Here is a 17,507-nt window from a genome sequence, read left to right on the forward strand (position 1 = left end):
GAGGTGGTAAGAATGGCTAAAAGGAAGGCAGAAAGAAATGCTTTGGCTAAATATACAAACACACCTAAGAAAAACCTTCAGGAAAGCGAATTTTCTGCAGAGTTTGCCCATGGTGAAGATCCAGGCAAATTTGCTAACAGAAATTCAAAGCAGGGCAGGAAAGGAAGATCGTGATGAAAAAGCATGAAGGTCGGCACCAAAAGCCAATGAACGTTGAATTTGGCATGGAATTTGGCGATATTAATGCAGGTAAGCTTTATGAGATCCCTTTTAATAGTAAAAAGACGAAAAATAAAGCAGACAAAGAGTGTCAATAAAATCGAGCAAAATAAAAGCCGGCTATGTTAAGCCGGCTTTAAATCTTCCATCTTAAAAGTGAAAAACTGAGGAGTGTTCAATTTTGAATCGAAATAAACAAGCATATAGGAAGGGGAATAATCAATCTCTCCATCTTCAATAAACCTCTCGAGGTCAATGGTAATATCCTCAAGGAGAGTATGCTTATATAATTCCTTTTCACTAATGTTCAGCTCAGAGTACTGATTGCCAAGGGCATCAGGCTTCTGGATGATGCCACGGTAAAGGTCTGACCGCTCCTGTTTGTCAAGACTCAGTTCCCACCAAGGCTTGCGTGGCTTATGTTTCATGCTGGCAAGATAATCATATTTCATCAAACTCTCGATTGCTTCTAAATTCTCTACACCTTTTTCTTGAAGGAAATTGAATAGTCTTTTGAATAAGTCCTCCAGCTGATGTCCAATTCGGGACCAGCCTCTTGTTTCCCAATAAGAGCCGAAATCCTGGAAGAAATCAAATGGTGATGGAAAAACCTTTGTGACTAGATATTCAACGGTAAGATCCATTCGGTGGTCATTCCAATATTTTTCGAGTACATCTTCAACCTGCTTGATCTTGATGATGTCGTTGAAATCAAGGACATTGTTCCCAAGGATTTCATATGGTGAATGATCCATATAAACATAATCATGCTGGTCAGCCCGCAGTCTCAATCCAGTCCCTCTCAGCATTTTCAGGAAGCCAAGCTGCAATTCTTCAGGCCGCATTGCAAACACATCATTAAATGTTTTTTTGAACGAGTGATAATCTTCTTCCGGCAAACCAGCAATTAAATCAAGGTGCTGGTCAATCTTGCCGCCTTCCTTGACCATTGTCACTGTACGCTTTAGCTTATCGAAATTCTGTTTTCTCATCACCAATTCATTTGTATAATCATTAGTCGACTGTACGCCAATTTCAAAACGGAATAATCCTGCAGGCGCTTCCTGGTTCAGAAATTCAATGACCTCAGGGCGCATGATATCAGCGGTGATTTCGAATTGGAACACAGTACCAGGAAGATGCTCATCAATCAGGAACCGGAACATTTCCATTGCGTAGCTTCGACTAATATTGAATGTCCTGTCAACGAATTTAATTGTTTTCGCACCATTCGCCATTAGATAACGGATATCTTCCTTAACCTTCTCCCTGTCGAAGTAGCGGACACCGACTTCAATGGAGGAGAGACAAAACTGGCAGCTGAAAGGACAGCCGCGACTCGTTTCAAGATAAGTTACCCTTTTAGAGAGATGGGGGAGATCTTCTTCAAAACGATATGGAGATGGAAGTTCTTTTAAATCCAGTTTATTGCGTTGGGGATTCATTAGGATGCCGGCCCCTTTTCGATAGGCTATCCCGGGCACTTCTGAAAAATCAGCTCCTGAATCTATGGCAGAAAGAAGCTGCTTTAATGTCTGTTCACCTTCGCCGATGACGATGAAGTCAAACTCTGTTACTTCCTTCATCCAATTTTGAACATCATAGGTAACTTCGGGGCCACCAGCGATAATTTTGATATCAGGGTTGATCTTTTTGATCATCTTGATGACTTTAATACTTTCTTCGATATTCCAAATATAGCAGCTGAATCCAATGACATCAGGTTGCTTTTGAATTAAATCTGAGACAATATTGATCACAGGATCTTTGATTGTATACTCAACCAGATTTACATCATACTCAGGCTGGGCATATGCCTTAAGATACCTGATCGCAAGATTTGTGTGTATATATTTCGCGTTAAGCGTTGTTAAAACAATATTCATTAAAAAAATCTCCTTTATAAAAATCCAGCAGCAAATCAACTTTAAATTATATCTCAGTTTGGACAAAAAAGACAGGTTGAATGCAGTTGAAGAATAAGGAAAAGAGCCATTCCTTAAGGAATGGCTCTTGCTAGTGCTTATATTAGGAAGTGTTAACTGCTCAACAGCTTCCTCCTATAAAACCTCAGGATGGCTGTGAACCGGCTTTTTAGGCGGTTGATTCCTGAGGTTTTAAACTCGATCAGTGGTTGCGCTAATGCTGCTGCGTACTTGCTGGACAACAGGAAAGTCAAGAGCAGTGCGATGACTGCAAGCAAAAGGATTCGTTCAGGACTATGGAAGAAGTTCTGAACTTCGCTTTCGCGGAAGGTTCGTACAAAAAATCCATGCAGCAGATATACATAAAGTGTATTTTTACCCAGGTCTGTAAAGAAATATTGCTTCTTCGGAACAATTGTCAAGAAACTGAACACCATCAGCAAGCTTAATAAGTAAAAGCCTAAACGAGTGAACATGCTTGATAATGAAGCTGCTTCCATCAATGAGTAAGGCTTAGAACCAAGAAGCCATTTATAGTCTATATCTGGATTAAAATAAAATCCTAAAAATACTATTGCGAAGGTCACGAATGCTCCAACTTTGAAGGCTGGTCTGGTCAATGTTTTGATATGGTCCTTCGTCAAATGGTAACCAAGCAAGAACAAGGGAAAGAAAACAAAGGTTCTTGAAAGGCTTAGATAGTTGGATACCCAATCTATATACCCGACACCTAATCCCAGGCCAAAAGCAATCAACAGTCCAGCAGGTGCGTTAAGTTTTGAAAAAACAATAAGCATAACGTTCCAGCAGAATAAGCTGATCAAAAACCATAGAGACCAATGTGGATTCAGCGGATCCATCGTAAAAGTAGACTTGCTGTAAAGAAAATAATAGAAAATGGAATAAATCAGCTGAAAAATAAAGTATGGCAGTATCAACTTTTTGGCAATTTTCATTACATAGCCTTTTTTATTGAAGCCTCTCGCAAAAAATCCAGAAACAAGGATAAAGGCTGGCATATGGAATGTATAAATGACTTTGTAAATATTGTAAATCATTTCATTGTCTTCAATGAACGAGCGCAAAAGATGGCCAAATACGACGAAAAAAATCAAGATGAACTTGGCATTGTCAAAGTAGTAATCTCGTTGTTTCATATTTCCTCCCTTAATTAGAGACCCCCAAAAAATACTAACCCTCTTTTACCCCGGAAAGGACAAATACAAACTAGGCTATTTGCTCAAAATTAAGGAACTAGCTCCTGAATAAGGAAAATACATTTCTGTACTATTACAAATTTATCTCTGTTATATAAAAGTTTTTCATTATAATATACGGCTTAAGTTAAATATTTTTGGGTGTGTTCCATTAAAAAAGTTCAAATGTTTGATATATGTCACAGCTTAATAATCTTAAAGTCTATAAAATTATTAGTGGGGAATGTTTTAAGTTCAATTACCTAAACAACGAAATTGGGGAGGGAGATTATGTCTATCTTACCGAAAAAGAATGAATTAGGTTTTTACGAGATAAGACTTGAATCGATTGGAGGGCTTGGTGCAAACCTTGCAGGAAAGATGCTTGCGGAAGCTGGTGTTCTAGGTCTTGGTTTGAATGGATCCAACTTTTCTTCATATGGATCGGAGAAAAAAGGATCACCGGTGAAAAGCTTTGTCCGTTTCTGTGAACCAGATACTGAAATCAGGGTCCACAGTCCAATAGAAGAGCCGCATGTTGTGGGCGTATTTCATGAGGCACTTTATAAAATGGTCGATGTAGTAAGCGGGTTGCGTCCGGACGGAATACTGCTGGTGAACTCGACGAGAGATTTTGATGACATCAAAAAAGACCTTCATCTTGAGCATGGAACACTGGCAATTGTTGATGCGCTATCCATCGCTGTCGAGGAAAAAACAAAAGTAAATACTGCAATGCTGGGTGCATTGTATCGCATCATTGATTTCCTTGATCCCGAAGCGATGAAAAATGTTATACGCAAAACTTTTGAAAAAAAATATCCTCATTTAGTTGAGCCGAATATCAGAACCTTCGAGAGAGGCTACCATGACGTTCAATTTAAAACATACGCACCAGAAGAAGGGGCGCAGGGCAAAGAATTCAAACGCCCAATGCCGCTTCTTGGCTACGAAACACAGGAAATAGGCGGTGTGATTACAGCGCAGGCAAATAGTATCCTCAAGGATTTAAGCGGTTCCAGACAAGGATTCCTGCCCCAATTCAATCAGCAAGAATGCATCAATTGTGCTGCATGTGATACTGCATGTCCTGATTATTGCTTTGTATGGGAAGAAGGAGAGGACAAACGCGGCAGAAAGCAGATGTTCCTAAAGGGAATCGATTATCAATATTGCAAAGGCTGCCTGAAGTGTGTTGAGGCATGTCCAACCACTGCGTTAAGCGAGCTGAGGGAAATGATCGGCTATGCTGAGGAGAATCAAGTAAAACATAACTATCCTTATGTGACTGGAGGGGTTTCTTAATGTCCGTTCTTGAAGAAAACGTAAAGGCAATGAGTACAGCAGAACAGGTGACAACCTTTGAATCAGGAAATGAAATGGCGGCAATGGCTGCAGCTCAGATCAACTATCATATCATGGGCTATTTTCCGATCACCCCTTCAACAGAGGTTGCTCAATACCTGGATATGATGAAATCCAGAGGGGAGCATGATATAAAATTGATTCCTGCTGATGGTGAACATGGTTCCGCGGGAATTTGTTATGGTGCTGCAGCAACTGGAGCCCGCGTGTTCAACGCAACGAGCGCGAACGGGTTGATGTATATGCTCGAGCAGCTTCCGGTTCAATCTGGAACACGTTATCCAATGGTCTTGAACCTGGTAACGCGTTCGATCAGTGGTCCGCTGGACATACGCGGCGATCACTCAGATTTGTACTTTGCCTTAAATACTGGATGGGTCATCCTCACCGCCAGGACACCACAGGCTGTTTATGATATGAACATTATGGCGCTTAAAATTGCCGAACACTCAGATGTGCGTCTGCCTGTCATGGTCGCTTATGATGGCTTCTTTACATCCCACCAAAAGCGCAAAGTGAACTATTTCAAGGATCGCGCTGTTGTCCAAAGATTTGTTGGCGAGGCGCCGACAGAATATAATTTTGCCAGGGATCCAAAGAAACCGTTGACAATCGGAGCCCACATGAATGGCGACGACTTGATGAACAACCACTTCCAGCAATCAGAAGCGATGTACAAAGCGAAAGATGTTTATAAAGAAGTGGCTGCAGAATATGCAAAACTATCAGGACGCAACTATGATATTCTTGACCTTTATCAAATGGAAGATGCTGACGTAGCGCTGTTTCTATTGAACTCTGCGGCAGAGTCTGCCAAGGATGTTGTAGACAGACTTCGTGAGAAGGGAATCAAGGCTGGTGTCATCAGCCCCAATATCATCCGGCCATTCCCTGCGCAGGAAATCAGGGAAGCACTTAAGAATGTCAAATCACTTCTTGTAGGTGAGCGTGCTGATTCCTACGGCGGACATGGGCCTAACCTGACACACGAAATTAAGTCCGCGCTGCAGGAAGACAGGGACAATGAAACAATCGTCCAAAGCAGAGTGTTTGGACTTGGCGGTAAAGACTTCTATGCAGATGATGCTGAGGCATTTTTCAGCATGGCGATCGACGCTATGGAAAAAGGATATGCAGAAAAGCCATTCGACTACTACGGACATGTTGCTGGAGAACCAGAAAAAGCATTGAAACAGGTCATTGAGCCACAGCATGGTGATGTCTATAATTCAGGACTGATCCAGGTAACAAGAGATGAAGAAAAGAATAAACTGAATGTCAAAATTCCGCCTTTGAGAGCCTTGACTACAAAACCGAAACGAATTGCATCAGGCCATGGCGCATGTCCTGGCTGTGGAATCTTCGGCGGATTGGAGCTGTTCTTTAAAGGAATTGAAGGAGATCTCGTCATTCTTTTCCAAACGGGCTGCGCGTACGTTGTTACAACAGCGTATCCTCATACATCCCATAAGCAGACAACGATCCATAACCTGTTCCAGAATGGCGCGGCAACTTTATCAGGAACGCTCGAAGCCTTCCTTGAACTGAAACGCCGTGGTGAAATCGAAGTGTCAGCAGATGCTACCTTCGTAATGGTGACAGGTGATGGCGGTATGGACATCGGCATGGGATCGGCAATCGGAACTGCACTTCGCGGACACAAGCTAATTATGCTTGAGTACGATAACGAGGGGTATATGAATACAGGCTCCCAGCTTTCATACTCCACTCCTTTTGGCCACATGACGAGCACATCAAACGTCGGCAAGGCACAAAAGGGTAAGGCGTTCCACCATAAGGATACAGCACAGATCATGGCTTCTACCAATATTCCTTATGTATTCACAGGAACAGAAGCTTTCCCTCAGGACCTTGTTAAAAAGGCTGCGAAGGCACAGTGGTATGCGCAAAATGTAGGAACTGTATACGGTAAGCTTCTGATAACATGCCCGCTCAACTGGAAATCGGAAGACCGTTTTGGCCAGACAATTGTCGAGGCAGCTGTGAATTCGAACTTCTTCCCGTTATACGAAGTGGAGCAAGGTGTCACAAACATCACTTACGATCCAGAGGTGAAAAACAAGAAGATTCCATTGGCAGATTGGTTGAAATATATGGGTAAAACAAAGCATCTGTTAAAAGAAGAAAATAAGGATATGCTCGTGGAATTTGAAGAAGAAGTCGAAAAAAGGTGGCAGCGCCTTAAGGCTAAGCATGAAAACGAATATTTATAAGACAAGAGAAGCCAGGGAATCCCTGGCTTCTTTTTTAAATGGAAGTTTTTAAGGTTATCCAGAAAAAAATCTCGACTTTAAAGGGATTTTCTCCATACATGTAGAAATTACTAGAAAAATGGGAATCCGATAAGGAGGCTTTCTGGTGAGTAGTGCTAACATAGCAGATGAGATTAAGGCACTGAAAGAGAAAATAGCCGCTTTAGAACGAGAAAATTCCTCTTTAATAGAGTGGAAGAATAAGCATCAGCGGACAGCCACTGACTGTTCTGTTCAAATGGTCCCAGCTGACGGTCCAATAAAAAGTTTTGATAAAAGATTTATTGAAGACGATGGTTTGTTAAAAAACTTATTCCTCGAAACATTGGATGGGATTGTGTTTTGGGGCAAGTGTGGACGAATCATTGCTGCTAACGAAGCAACCTGCAAGATTTTCGGACTCACTCATGAAGAGTTGTTAAAGCATAAAATTTCGGACTTCATTTATCAAAAAGATGAGAAATATAGCGAGATGAAACAAATTATCAATGAAAAAGGCGCGCTGCGGGATGAAGCGTTTTTTCTGCTGCCAAATGGAGAAACGAGACTGCTGGAATTTACTGTTAAGCTCAATGCGGGCGACGGCTATCATATGACTATTGTTCGGGACGCAAGTGAGCGTTACCATATGGAACAAAAGCTTCGGAAAAGCTAGGAGCGATTTCGGAGAATTTTTGAGGGATCGATTGAGGGAATGATTCTGTGGGATGAAAAGTGCAAACATTATGAGATTAACCCCTCTGGGATGGCAAAACTGGAATTGAAGCCGGAAGACCTGGAGGAAAAAAACTTTCGGAAGCTTTTTATGAATCTTGGGATTTCAGAAGAACTAATCGATGAAAAGGTGCAAGCACTGCTCCGAAAAGGAAGGCTGGATGGAAGGATTACCATTCCGTATGGAGAAGGCAAGATGAAGCACTTTGAATACACTGTCAAACACCAATTGGTAGACAGCTTGAATCTTATAGTTTTCAGGAATATCACTGAAAAAATAGAGATGGAAGCCCAGCTCCATAAATCAGATACGCTTAATATGCTGGGGGAGCTGGCAGCGGGTATTGCCCATGAAATCCGCAATCCAATGACTGCGTTAAAAGGGTTCATCCAGCTGCTCGAAAATAGTACAGGTGATGCGTATTCATTATATTTCCAGGTAATCAAGACTGAACTCCAAAGAATCGACTCGATCATCAACGAGTTCCTCATTTTGGCTAAACCTCAGTCAATAAAATATGAAAATACTGATATTGCAAAAATTATGAATGAGACGGCGGCCCTCCTTACTGCGCAGGCTGTGCTACATGATGTGCAGATTAAAACTTTATATGCCGATGATTTGCCAGAACTCCTGTGTGAACCTAATCAACTAAAAAAGGTCTTTATTAATATTATAAAAAACGCGATAGAAGTGATGCCTAAGGGCGGCTTAGTCAGTGTGATGGTCAACCAGGCACCAGGAAACAGGATACATATATGCATCCAGGATGAAGGAGAAGGAATTCCTGCTGAAAAGATCAAAAAGCTTGGAGAACCTTTTTACACAACCAAGGAAAGAGGAACAGGCCTCGGGTTGATGGTTAGCTTCAAGATCATTGAAGAACATGGTGGCACAATTGAAATCGAGAGCAAGGTCGGGGACGGAACAATCTTTCATATTTATTTGCCAATAACCAGGGAAATGTCTGATTAAATTCAATCAGGCGTTTTTTTTGGTTAAAGAATTTATAAAGGTATTGAGTTGTGGATAACTCAATGCAGTTTTCTTAATCCAGCTCCAGCGCCTAGCCCCTCGAGTCGCTTGTCTAGCTGCGGCTCCTAACTCCTCGAGACGCTTCGGTCCTGCCAATGAAGTCAAAGAACGACTTCACTGTCAGGACCTCCAGCGCTTGTCGGGCCTGAACGAGGCGCTTGCGCTTTTTGTTCCTAAAAGCTATGTTGGAAAAACAGCCTCTAAAACCTAACGGAATAATTTTTTTGGAAATTTTACTCATTTCCCTTTTAAAATAATGAAAAATGCATTATATTAGATATATACCTAATTAGATATATGTCGAATAAGTAAAGTGGAGTGGTTTAATGCAGCTGGATAAAATTGTTGCTTTTCATAAAGCAATGGGGGACCCAACAAGGTTAAGAATAGTGGCTTTGCTGGCAAATGGGCCGCTTCATGGCCAGGCAATTGCCGGAAAGCTTGGCCTTACCCCGCCGACAATCACACATCATATCAAAAAATTGCGGGATATCAATGTTATCTTCGAGCGCAGAGACAAGAACACGATTTATTTTCACTTAAATGAGTCATTAATCAAGCAACAGGCGAAAACGCTTGGCAAGTTGATCGAGAAAAAGGAAGGGGAGGTGGAAGCAATGATCGAACAGAATATCGAAAGACAAAAGGTTATTGAGAATTTCTTTACAAAAGATGGTAAATTAAAGAATATCCCGGCGCAAAGGAAGAAGAAGCTGATGGTATTCGAATATATGGTCCGTGGGTTGAAAGCCGGAAAGAAATATCCAGAAAAGGAACTGAACGAATATATCACGAAGTTCCATGAGGATTATGCGACAATCAGAAGGGAATTCATCATCAATCATTACATGTACCGTGAAAATGCGATTTATGAATTGAACCCTGAAGAGATGTGGGCAAAACCTGAGTGATTTTCTATAAAAATTATCATAACTCCTTTGACTTTAAGAAGCATGAAACCGCTAAAGGTATCCTCATAAAGGGTTCCGGTTCAGGGGGGCATCTTTATAATAGACAGATGAATTGACGTATGAATTGACATACGTCTTTTTCTTTCGAGCTAATAGACGGAAAAATTCCGCTTAATTTGTAATTTCTATCTAAAAAAGCTTAAATAGGCGGAGAAATTCCGCCTATTTACACCAAAAATTCGAAAATGGGAGATTTAGAGTTGAATAAGCGGAAAACCTCCCCTTATATACACCCGAAACGAGCTCCAGTCTGTATTTAGCCGGAAAACCTCCGCTTATTTACTTTGGATTGTTACTCGATTATGGACAAGACATCTTATTTGAATTATTGTTCTTAATACAGTTCTGGCCGGCGATCAGCAAAGATGGGAATCTTGCCTCTTGCTTCCTTAACCTCATCAAGGTCGATTTCTGCCAGGAGGATTTCCTCACCTTCTCCACCTTCTGCAATCACGTCACCCCAAGGGCCAATGACCATGGAATGGCCAGCGAATTTATTGTTAGGATCTGAGCCAGCACGGTTACAGGCAATTACATAGCATTGGTTCTCAATCGCACGGGCGATGAGCAATGCCCGCCAGTGTTCAAGGCGCTGGATTGGCCATTCAGCGACAACAAACATCGCTTCAACATCATGGAGGGCATGGGCACGGACCCATTCCGGGAATCGAATATCATAGCAAATCAGCCCGGCAAATTTGTGTCCATCCAAAGAAAATAACCCTTTTTCCTTTCCGGCAGCCAGATACAGATGCTCATCCATGAGCTTGAACAAGTGGAGCTTGCTGTAGATTCCTGCCTGCTCACCATTTTTGTCGAATACTAGCAATGTATTTTCAATGCCAGCTTCTGTTTTATTTGCAACAGAACCGCCAATAAAATGGCAAGTGTATTTCTCAGCTGCATCCTTGAAAAACACTTTGGCTTCTTGTGCTTCTTCTTCTGCAGTGTCTTTTAAATTATCGAGATCATATCCGGTAGTCCACAGCTCGGGAAGGACAATGATATCAGGTTTTTGAGCCTTTGCCTTGTCGATCAGTTCGGAGGCTTTTTTGTAATTTTGCTCAGGATTCCCAAAGGCAATGTCCATTTGCAGGCATGCTATTTTATATTTCATCATTAATCACCGCCATACTTTCTGAAAATTATATCTTTACAAGTTACTATTTACGTTATATCATTTGTGACTAGAATTTCAAATTAAAATTTTTGAATACTAATATATTTCCTAAGCAGGTGAGAAAATGGAATTCGCACAATCAGATTTATTGAAAAGCTTGCCCAAGCAGTTTTTTGCTTCACTCGTGCAAAAAGTTGGCGCATATGCTGAAAAAGGGGCAGACATTATAAATCTTGGACAGGGAAACCCTGACCAACCAACACCTCAGCACATCGTAGAAAAGTTGAAGCAAGCTGGAGAAAATCCGGCTAACCATAAGTATTCGCCGTTCAGGGGATTGAGCTCGTTAAAAGAAGCTGCAGCAGCATTTTATAAAAGGGAGTATGGAGTCAATCTTGATCCAGAAGAAGAAATTGCCATACTATTCGGTGGCAAGGCTGGCTTGGTTGAAATTCCTCAATGCCTGTTGAATCCTGGGGACACAATTCTTGTTCCTGACCCCGGCTACCCTGACTACTTATCTGGAGTCGAACTTGCAAAGGCAAAGATGGTGACAATGCCACTAAGAGAAGAGAATGACTTTCTGCCTGATTATGCTGTATTAAGTGCGGAGGATTTGATTCAAGCAAAACTGATGTTTCTCAACTACCCAAATAATCCTACTGGCGCAGTGGCACATCAGGAATTCTTTGATCAGACAATCGAGGTGGCACGAAAAAATGAAATTTGTGTTGTCCACGATTTTGCCTATGGAGCGATTGGCTTTGACGGGGAGAGACCACAAAGCTTTTTACAGTCAGGTGGTGCCAAGGACGTAGGAATCGAAATCTATACGCTATCGAAAACGTATAATATGGCTGGATGGCGTGTTGGTTTTGCAGCGGGGAACAAGAGCGTGATTGCTGCAATTAACTTGCTTCAGGACCATATGTATGTCAGCTTGTTTGGTGCTGTTCAGGAAGCTGCAGCAGAAGCATTACTAGGGCCGCAAGAATGTGTTGCTGAGTTAAATGCTTTATACGAATCAAGAAGAAATGTCCTTATTGACGGTCTGAAAAATATTGGCTGGCATGTCACTGCTCCAAAAGGCTCGTTTTTTGCCTGGCTTAAGGTTCCTGAACACTTCACTTCGGTAGAATTCGCGGATTTCTTGCTCGAAAAAGCACATATAGCAGTTGCGCCAGGTGTTGGGTTTGGAGAACATGGAGAGGGCTTTGTGAGGGTTGGCTTGCTGAGCTCCGAGGAGAGGTTGCAAGAAGCAGTCAGCAGAATTGAAAGCTTGGGAATTTTCAAAAAATAGTTGACATTGATTTATGAAACTGACATAATCCTAATTAATAAATTCACTTTAACCAATTAAATAACTTGATTAAATTATTTTCTTATCAAGAGCAGGCGGAGGGACGAGCCCGATGAAGCCCGGCAACCGATCCAGCATAAGCTGGGCACGGTGCTAATTCTTGCAGCGAAAGCTGAAAGATGAGAAGAGTTTAGTGTATTTTCTAACCTCTTCTTTGTGAAGAGGTTTTTTTATTGCTAAGGAAATTAAAAATTATTTAAGTGTGGATAACTACATGTAGTTTTCTTAATCCAGCTCCAGCGCCTAGCCCCTCGAGACGCTTGTCTAGTGTCGCCTCCTAGAAACTCCGAAACTTCAACTCCGCCGGCAGAAGCAAAAAGCGCTTCTTTGTCGGAGTCTCCAGTTTCGCCGTTTCTGGGCAGTCGGCTATACATTTCGGTTTCGGTCCTGCCAATGAAGTCAAAGAACGACTTCACTGTCAGGCCCCCCAGCGCTTGTCGGGGCTGAACGAGGCGCTTGCGCTTTTTGTTCTTGTCTTTAACACAACACGTTTGGAAAGGGATTGATCTTAATGAGCGAAATTACAGCGACATATATAGTCCATGATGCTAAACATAACCCGGAGAAAAAAGCAGAAGGGATCGCGCTTGGTTTGACAGTGGGATCGTGGACAGATTTGCCCGAATTGGACCAAAAACAATTAAAAAAACATAAGGGAAGAGTTGTCTCCGTAGAAGGTTCTGGCCTGGACGCCAATTCAGAAACAGTGGCAACGATCAAAATTGCTTATCCTGCCATCAATTTCTCGCCGGACCTGCCGGCAATTCTCACAACTGTATTTGGAAAACTCTCGCTTGATGGCAAGGTAAAACTGGTCGACCTTGAATTTGGGAAAGAATTAAAAAAAGAATTTCCGGGTCCCCGATTTGGAATTGAAGGAATAAGGAGGAAGCTTGGCGTCCACAATCGGCCACTGCTTATGAGCATTTTCAAAGGTGTCATTGGACGCGATATGGACTATTTGCTGAAACAGCTAAAAGAACAGAGCCTTGGAGGAGTTGACCTGATCAAGGATGATGAAATCCTGTTTGAAAATGAACTTACTCCTTTTGAAAAGAGAATCACCCTTGGGAAACAGGTTCTTGATGAAGTCTATGAATCTACTGGACACAGAACCTTATACGCTGCCAATCTGACAGGAAGAACCACACAGCTTAGGGATAAAGCAAGAAAAGCGACTGAGCTTGGAGCTGACGCCCTTTTGTTCAATGTTTTCGCCTACGGTTTGGATGTCTTGCAGGAACTGAGGGAAGATGATGAAATCGGTATTCCAATCATGGCTCACCCGGCCGTAAGTGGTGCTTTCACTTCTGCTGAAGAATATGGTTTTTCACATTCTTTGCTTCTGGGAAAATTACTCCGCTATGCCGGAGCAGACTTCTCGCTGTTCCCGTCACCTTATGGAAGTGTGGCTCTCAAAAAGCAACAGGCGATATCAATAGCCGAGGCACTGACTGCTGAAGATCAATTCAAAAGGACATTCCCGGTTCCGTCAGCAGGTATCCATCCAGGAATGGTCCCATTGCTTGTAAAAGATTTCGGAATAGACTCAATCATTAATGCGGGTGGCGGAGTACATGGCCATCCTGGTGGAGCACAGGGCGGCGGGAAGGCATTCAGGCAGGCAATTGAAACAGTACTTCAAGGAAAAGCACTTGAGGAAGGCGCCATTGACCATGAAGAATTAAGAGTAGCTATAAGTCTATGGGGTTCTGCAGAGGCGGTGGCAAAGTGAGGCAGCCCGTGATTTTTTGCGACTTTGACGGAACAGTAACCGAAAAAGACAATATCATAGCAATCATGAATGAATATGGCCCTGAAGGCTGGGATGAAATAAAGGAAGCAGTGCTTGATCGCACCATTTCCATCAGGGAAGGGGTAGGAAAAATGTTTTCCCTCCTTCCGGTCACCCAGAAGGCAGAAATCATAGATTTTGCCGTCCAGAACGCAAGGATTCGCCCGGGTTTTCAGGACTTCCTGGATTATGCCAGCGAAGAAGGAATCCCTGTATACATCGTAAGCGGCGGAATTGATTTTTTCATAGAACCCATCATTCAACAATTTGGCCCAATTGCTGATATTTACTGCAACAGTTCTGATTTTTCAGCAAAAACAATCAAAATTGAATGGCCGAACAGCTGTGATGAACAATGCTCAAATGATTGCGGCTGCTGCAAACCATCGATCATGAGAAAGTTAGAGCAAAGCGGAGCTTATAAAATCGTCATTGGTGACTCCGTTACCGACCTAGAAGCCGCAAAGCAAGCAGACTTTGTGCTGGCGAGAGATTACTTGAAGGATAAATGTGAAGAGTGGGAGATTCGGCATCTACCATTTGAAACGTTTTATGACTGTATTGACGCTCTTAAAACTGAAACAGGGGTGAAGGGATGAGCATTTTAGAATCGAAGTGGGAAGAACTGTCGGATGTAAAGGCTGAACTGGCTGAGCGTGATTGGTTTATGGGAACGAGCGGAAACCTCGCGATCAAAGTGAACAGCGACCCAGTGCAATTCCTTGTGACGGCGAGTGGAAAGGATAAGCGGAAAAGAACGGATGAGGACTTTTTGCTTGTAGACCAATTCGGCCGTCCGGTGGAGGAATCACATTTGAAGCCTTCTGCAGAAACACTGCTTCATGTAGAGGTATACAAGAAGACAAACGCTGAATGCAGCCTCCATGTCCATACGATCGATAACAATGTCATCTCCGAGGTCTATGGAGACAGGGGTGAGGTGCAATTTCAAGGACAGGAATTAATTAAAGCTTTCAACATATGGGAGGAAGATGCTGTACTAAAGATTCCCATTATTCCAAATTACGCGCATATCCCAACCCTTGCAAAAGCTTTCTCAGAGCATGTAAAAGGAGACACCGGAGCAGTATTGATCCGTAACCATGGCATCACAGTCTGGGGAAGGAACGCATTTGAAGCTAAAAAAATTCTCGAAGCTACTGAGTTTTTATTCCGTTACCAGTTAAGATTACTCGAGCACAAACCATTCCAATTGTTCAAGGTAGTGTAAATCTTTATAGCAAATTCTCATTAAGCAAATAAAAGACACTAAAAAGGGAGAGATTCACATGGCATTTATCGTAAAGCAAAACACACAGGAAAAAATCGTTGAAGAGCAGCAGGTAGAAGCATTTCTGAACGCACAGGAAGTTATCTATGAAAAATGGGATATCAATAAGCTGCAAGCAAACCTTCAGGGAAAATTCCTCTTAACTGATGATGAAAAACAGCAGATTCTCGAAGCCTTCAAAGCAGAGATTGAAGACATTTCTGCACGCAGAGGCTACAAAGCTCAGGACGTCATTTCCCTGTCTGACAATACACCGAATCTTGATCAGCTGCTTGCGAATTTCAAGCAGGAACACCACCACACAGATGATGAGGTAAGATTCATCGTCAGCGGCCATGGGGTATTTGTCATCCAGGGCAAGGACGGAGAATTTTTTGAAGTTTTCCTGAATCCAGGAGACCTGATCTCCGTTCCTGAAAATACTCGTCATTACTTCACACTTCAGGATGACCGCCAGGTAGTTGCGGTAAGAATTTTCGTGACAACTGAAGGCTGGGTTCCGATTTATGAAGAGGAAAAAGTCAGCCAGTAATTATCATGACCGCAAACATTGTCGAATAAAAAATTTTTCGGGGTGAATATTGTCTTATTTTGCGAATCTATTTACAATCAAACGAGCATTTGCAATAATTCTCAAGTAAACTTTTATTGGTTTAAGGAATTAAAGTAGTAGAGGAGATATAGAAGTGTATCAATCGCAAAATACTTTGTTAAAGGAAATTGATCGCGCTCGGGAATTGATGGTGGCTGCTGCAATGGAATCTGGATACACGAGTGAGGAAACAATCTATCGAAGCCAGGAACTAGACCGTCTAATTTATGAATATCAAACTTTATGCCAAGAGACGGAAATACAGCGGCAAAAAGCAAAAATTTTATTCAGGCAAATGATTCTGCTGACAAAGAAACAATATATTTTAGCGCATGCGTGACAACATTCCATCATATCGAAAAAGTTAGCCACTGCCAGGAAATCGGCGGTGGCTAAAATGTTCCTATAAGGAAACTTCAATTGAAAAATCCTCCAAGTTCTCTCCAGGCTTCCACCAAAACATTGAAAATTTGCTCAAATTTTCACGTGAAAGTTGCTTTGTGTGATATTTATCATATTTTTAAATTCATATTTTATTTATTTTTAACATAGATAGGGTTTTTATATCATCACGCGACTTACTCCTTTATGTACAGTTCAAAGTACTACCATTTTAGACAATTATAAGTTCATCAATGTCTTAACCTCATTTTTTAACCATTCGAATGTACAATTTTGCTTTCCACTTTTTTAATTGTTGGTACTATGCTTGTAATGCGATTCATATATCGTACTACATAGCATTTTATTTTTCATTGCCAAAGAAACCGCTTACAAGTTAATAGTTTTTCATTTTGAGGAGGGGAAAAGAGAGTATGCACATTGTCGTATGTGTCAAGCAAGTGCCCGATACAAAGATCATCAAAATCAATCCTAAGACGAATACTCTGGACAGGCGAAGCGCACCAGCAATTTTGAACCCTTATGATGCCCATGCCGTACAGGAAGCAGTCAAAATCAAGAACAAAACAGGAGGAACGATCTCTGTTCTTTCAATGGGACCGCCGCAAGCTGTAGCTGTTATCAAGAAAAGTGTTGAAATAGGCGCTGACCAGGGATACCTCATCTCGGACAGGGCGTTTGCGGGCGCAGATACCCTTGCAACAAGCTATGCACTCTCCAAAGCGCTTGAAAAAATATCGAAGGATAATCCGATAGATTTAGTCATCTGTGGGAAGCATGCGATTGATGGTGATACAGGACAGGTAGGACCAGGAATCGCCCGCAGGCTGGATATACCGCCAATTACGAATGTTATTGAAGTTTCAGAGGTTAATGAAGGAGAAAAACATGTTCATATAAAGCGGAAACAAATCGATGGATACGAAGTTATTCAATCACAACTCCCTTGCCTGCTGACTGTTGAAAAGGAGATTAATGACATAGAGTATGCACCGCTTACAAATATGATCAATGCAGCACGTTATGAGCCGGTCATCTGGTCTGTTAATGATCTTGAGGATGTTGACAAGACACAGCTGGGGCTAAAAGGATCTCCAACGATTGTTGGCAAGATGTTCAGTCCTCCTAAGCTTGAAGGCGGGAAAAGAATTGAAGGAAACTCTGATTCTCAGGTAGAACAGCTTATGGGAATTTTAATGGAAAGAAAAGATTTATTGAAAATAAAAACAGCCAACTCTTGATTCCGAT

At 42.0% G+C, this 17,507-nt stretch carries 18 protein-coding genes and 1 riboswitch; of the genes, 14 read left to right on the forward strand and 4 right to left on the reverse strand.

Annotation, left to right across the window (positions count from 1 at the left end; genetic code table 11):
• Nucleotides 1-12: 12 nt before the first annotated feature.
• Both CD004_RS24010 and CD004_RS24015 read left to right on the forward strand, forming a co-directional pair.
• Nucleotides 13-174 (forward strand): hypothetical protein, encoded by a 162-nt coding sequence (locus tag CD004_RS24010; protein WP_023615140.1) that lies wholly within the window; start codon nt 13-15, stop codon nt 172-174.
• Nucleotides 174-317 (forward strand): hypothetical protein, encoded by a 144-nt coding sequence (locus CD004_RS24015; protein ID WP_170029951.1) that lies wholly within the window; start codon nt 174-176, stop codon nt 315-317. The genes CD004_RS24010 and CD004_RS24015 overlap by 1 nt, the downstream gene beginning before the upstream one ends.
• Nucleotides 318-344: 27 nt before the next feature.
• Here the strand turns inward: CD004_RS24015 and CD004_RS06295 are convergent, their stop codons facing one another.
• Entirely contained in the window at nt 345-2,105 is a 1,761-nt protein-coding gene (locus CD004_RS06295) for a B12-binding domain-containing radical SAM protein (RefSeq protein WP_102261980.1), read from the reverse strand.
• Nucleotides 2,106-2,257: 152 nt separating this feature from the next.
• Nucleotides 2,258-3,301 carry an acyltransferase family protein gene (locus CD004_RS06300; RefSeq protein WP_102261981.1) on the reverse strand — a complete coding sequence of 348 codons (1,044 nt, stop codon included), beginning with the start codon at nt 3,299-3,301 and terminating at the stop codon, nt 2,258-2,260.
• A 330-nt stretch (nt 3,302-3,631) separates the two neighbouring features.
• Between CD004_RS06300 and CD004_RS06305 the strand changes: the two genes are divergently transcribed.
• The 5 genes from CD004_RS06305 (at nt 3,632) to CD004_RS06320 (ending at nt 9,639) form a co-directional block, all read left to right on the forward strand.
• On the forward strand, nt 3,632-4,645 hold the full coding sequence (locus CD004_RS06305) for a 2-oxoacid:acceptor oxidoreductase family protein (protein ID WP_102261982.1): 1,014 nt from the start codon (nt 3,632-3,634) through the stop codon (nt 4,643-4,645).
• Nucleotides 4,645-6,939 carry a thiamine pyrophosphate-dependent enzyme gene (locus tag CD004_RS06310; protein WP_102261983.1) on the forward strand — a complete coding sequence of 765 codons (2,295 nt, stop codon included), beginning with the start codon at nt 4,645-4,647 and terminating at the stop codon, nt 6,937-6,939. Before CD004_RS06305 ends, CD004_RS06310 begins: the two co-directional genes overlap by 1 nt.
• A gap of 145 nt (nt 6,940-7,084) precedes the next feature.
• Nucleotides 7,085-7,633: a PAS domain S-box protein gene (locus CD004_RS24260; RefSeq protein ID WP_233434954.1), complete on the forward strand. Its 549-nt coding sequence runs from the start codon at nt 7,085-7,087 to the stop codon at nt 7,631-7,633.
• A 150-nt stretch (nt 7,634-7,783) separates the two neighbouring features.
• Nucleotides 7,784-8,668: an ATP-binding protein gene (locus tag CD004_RS24265; protein WP_233434955.1), complete on the forward strand. Its 885-nt coding sequence runs from the start codon at nt 7,784-7,786 to the stop codon at nt 8,666-8,668.
• Between the two features lie 386 nt (nt 8,669-9,054).
• Entirely contained in the window at nt 9,055-9,639 is a 585-nt protein-coding gene (locus CD004_RS06320) for a DUF2087 domain-containing protein (RefSeq protein ID WP_102261984.1), read from the forward strand.
• A 394-nt stretch (nt 9,640-10,033) separates the two neighbouring features.
• On the opposite strand, the gene CD004_RS06325 is transcribed toward CD004_RS06320, so the two are convergent.
• The gene (locus CD004_RS06325; protein WP_102265015.1) at nt 10,034-10,816 is read right to left on the reverse strand and encodes a carbon-nitrogen family hydrolase; all 783 of its coding nucleotides are present in this window, start codon (nt 10,814-10,816) and stop codon (nt 10,034-10,036) included.
• Nucleotides 10,817-10,943: 127 nt separating this feature from the next.
• On the opposite strand from CD004_RS06325, the gene CD004_RS06330 reads away from it, so the two are divergent.
• Entirely contained in the window at nt 10,944-12,119 is a 1,176-nt protein-coding gene (locus CD004_RS06330) for a pyridoxal phosphate-dependent aminotransferase (protein ID WP_102261985.1), read from the forward strand.
• A gap of 79 nt (nt 12,120-12,198) precedes the next feature.
• Nucleotides 12,199-12,305: riboswitch (SAM riboswitch) on the forward strand.
• A 59-nt stretch (nt 12,306-12,364) separates the two neighbouring features.
• On the opposite strand, the gene CD004_RS06335 is transcribed toward CD004_RS06330, so the two are convergent.
• Nucleotides 12,365-12,595 (reverse strand): hypothetical protein, encoded by a 231-nt coding sequence (locus CD004_RS06335; RefSeq protein WP_102261986.1) that lies wholly within the window; start codon nt 12,593-12,595, stop codon nt 12,365-12,367.
• Between the two features lie 95 nt (nt 12,596-12,690).
• Here CD004_RS06335 and mtnW point away from each other — a divergent pair, with 95 nt between their 5' ends.
• The 6 genes from mtnW (at nt 12,691) to CD004_RS06365 (ending at nt 17,500) form a co-directional block, all read left to right on the forward strand.
• Nucleotides 12,691-13,914: a 2,3-diketo-5-methylthiopentyl-1-phosphate enolase gene (mtnW, locus tag CD004_RS06340; protein WP_102261987.1), complete on the forward strand. Its 1,224-nt coding sequence runs from the start codon at nt 12,691-12,693 to the stop codon at nt 13,912-13,914.
• Nucleotides 13,911-14,573 (forward strand): 2-hydroxy-3-keto-5-methylthiopentenyl-1-phosphate phosphatase, encoded by a 663-nt coding sequence (locus CD004_RS06345; protein WP_102261988.1) that lies wholly within the window; start codon nt 13,911-13,913, stop codon nt 14,571-14,573. The genes mtnW and CD004_RS06345 overlap by 4 nt, the downstream gene beginning before the upstream one ends.
• Nucleotides 14,570-15,205: a methylthioribulose 1-phosphate dehydratase gene (locus CD004_RS06350; protein WP_102261989.1), complete on the forward strand. Its 636-nt coding sequence runs from the start codon at nt 14,570-14,572 to the stop codon at nt 15,203-15,205. Before CD004_RS06345 ends, CD004_RS06350 begins: the two co-directional genes overlap by 4 nt.
• A 58-nt stretch (nt 15,206-15,263) precedes the next feature.
• The gene (locus CD004_RS06355) at nt 15,264-15,797 is read left to right on the forward strand and encodes a 1,2-dihydroxy-3-keto-5-methylthiopentene dioxygenase (RefSeq protein ID WP_102261990.1); all 534 of its coding nucleotides are present in this window, start codon (nt 15,264-15,266) and stop codon (nt 15,795-15,797) included.
• Between the two features lie 154 nt (nt 15,798-15,951).
• The gene (locus tag CD004_RS06360; protein ID WP_102261991.1) at nt 15,952-16,197 is read left to right on the forward strand and encodes an aspartyl-phosphate phosphatase Spo0E family protein; all 246 of its coding nucleotides are present in this window, start codon (nt 15,952-15,954) and stop codon (nt 16,195-16,197) included.
• 475 nt (nt 16,198-16,672) lie between these two features.
• A complete protein-coding gene (locus CD004_RS06365) occupies nt 16,673-17,500 on the forward strand; it encodes an electron transfer flavoprotein subunit beta/FixA family protein (protein ID WP_102261992.1) in 828 nt (275 codons plus the stop codon).
• Nucleotides 17,501-17,507: the final 7 nt, after the last annotated feature.

Origin of the sequence: Mesobacillus jeotgali (assembly GCF_002874535.1) — a bacterium.
Taxonomy (GTDB): domain Bacteria; phylum Bacillota; class Bacilli; order Bacillales; family Cytobacillaceae; genus Mesobacillus; species Mesobacillus jeotgali.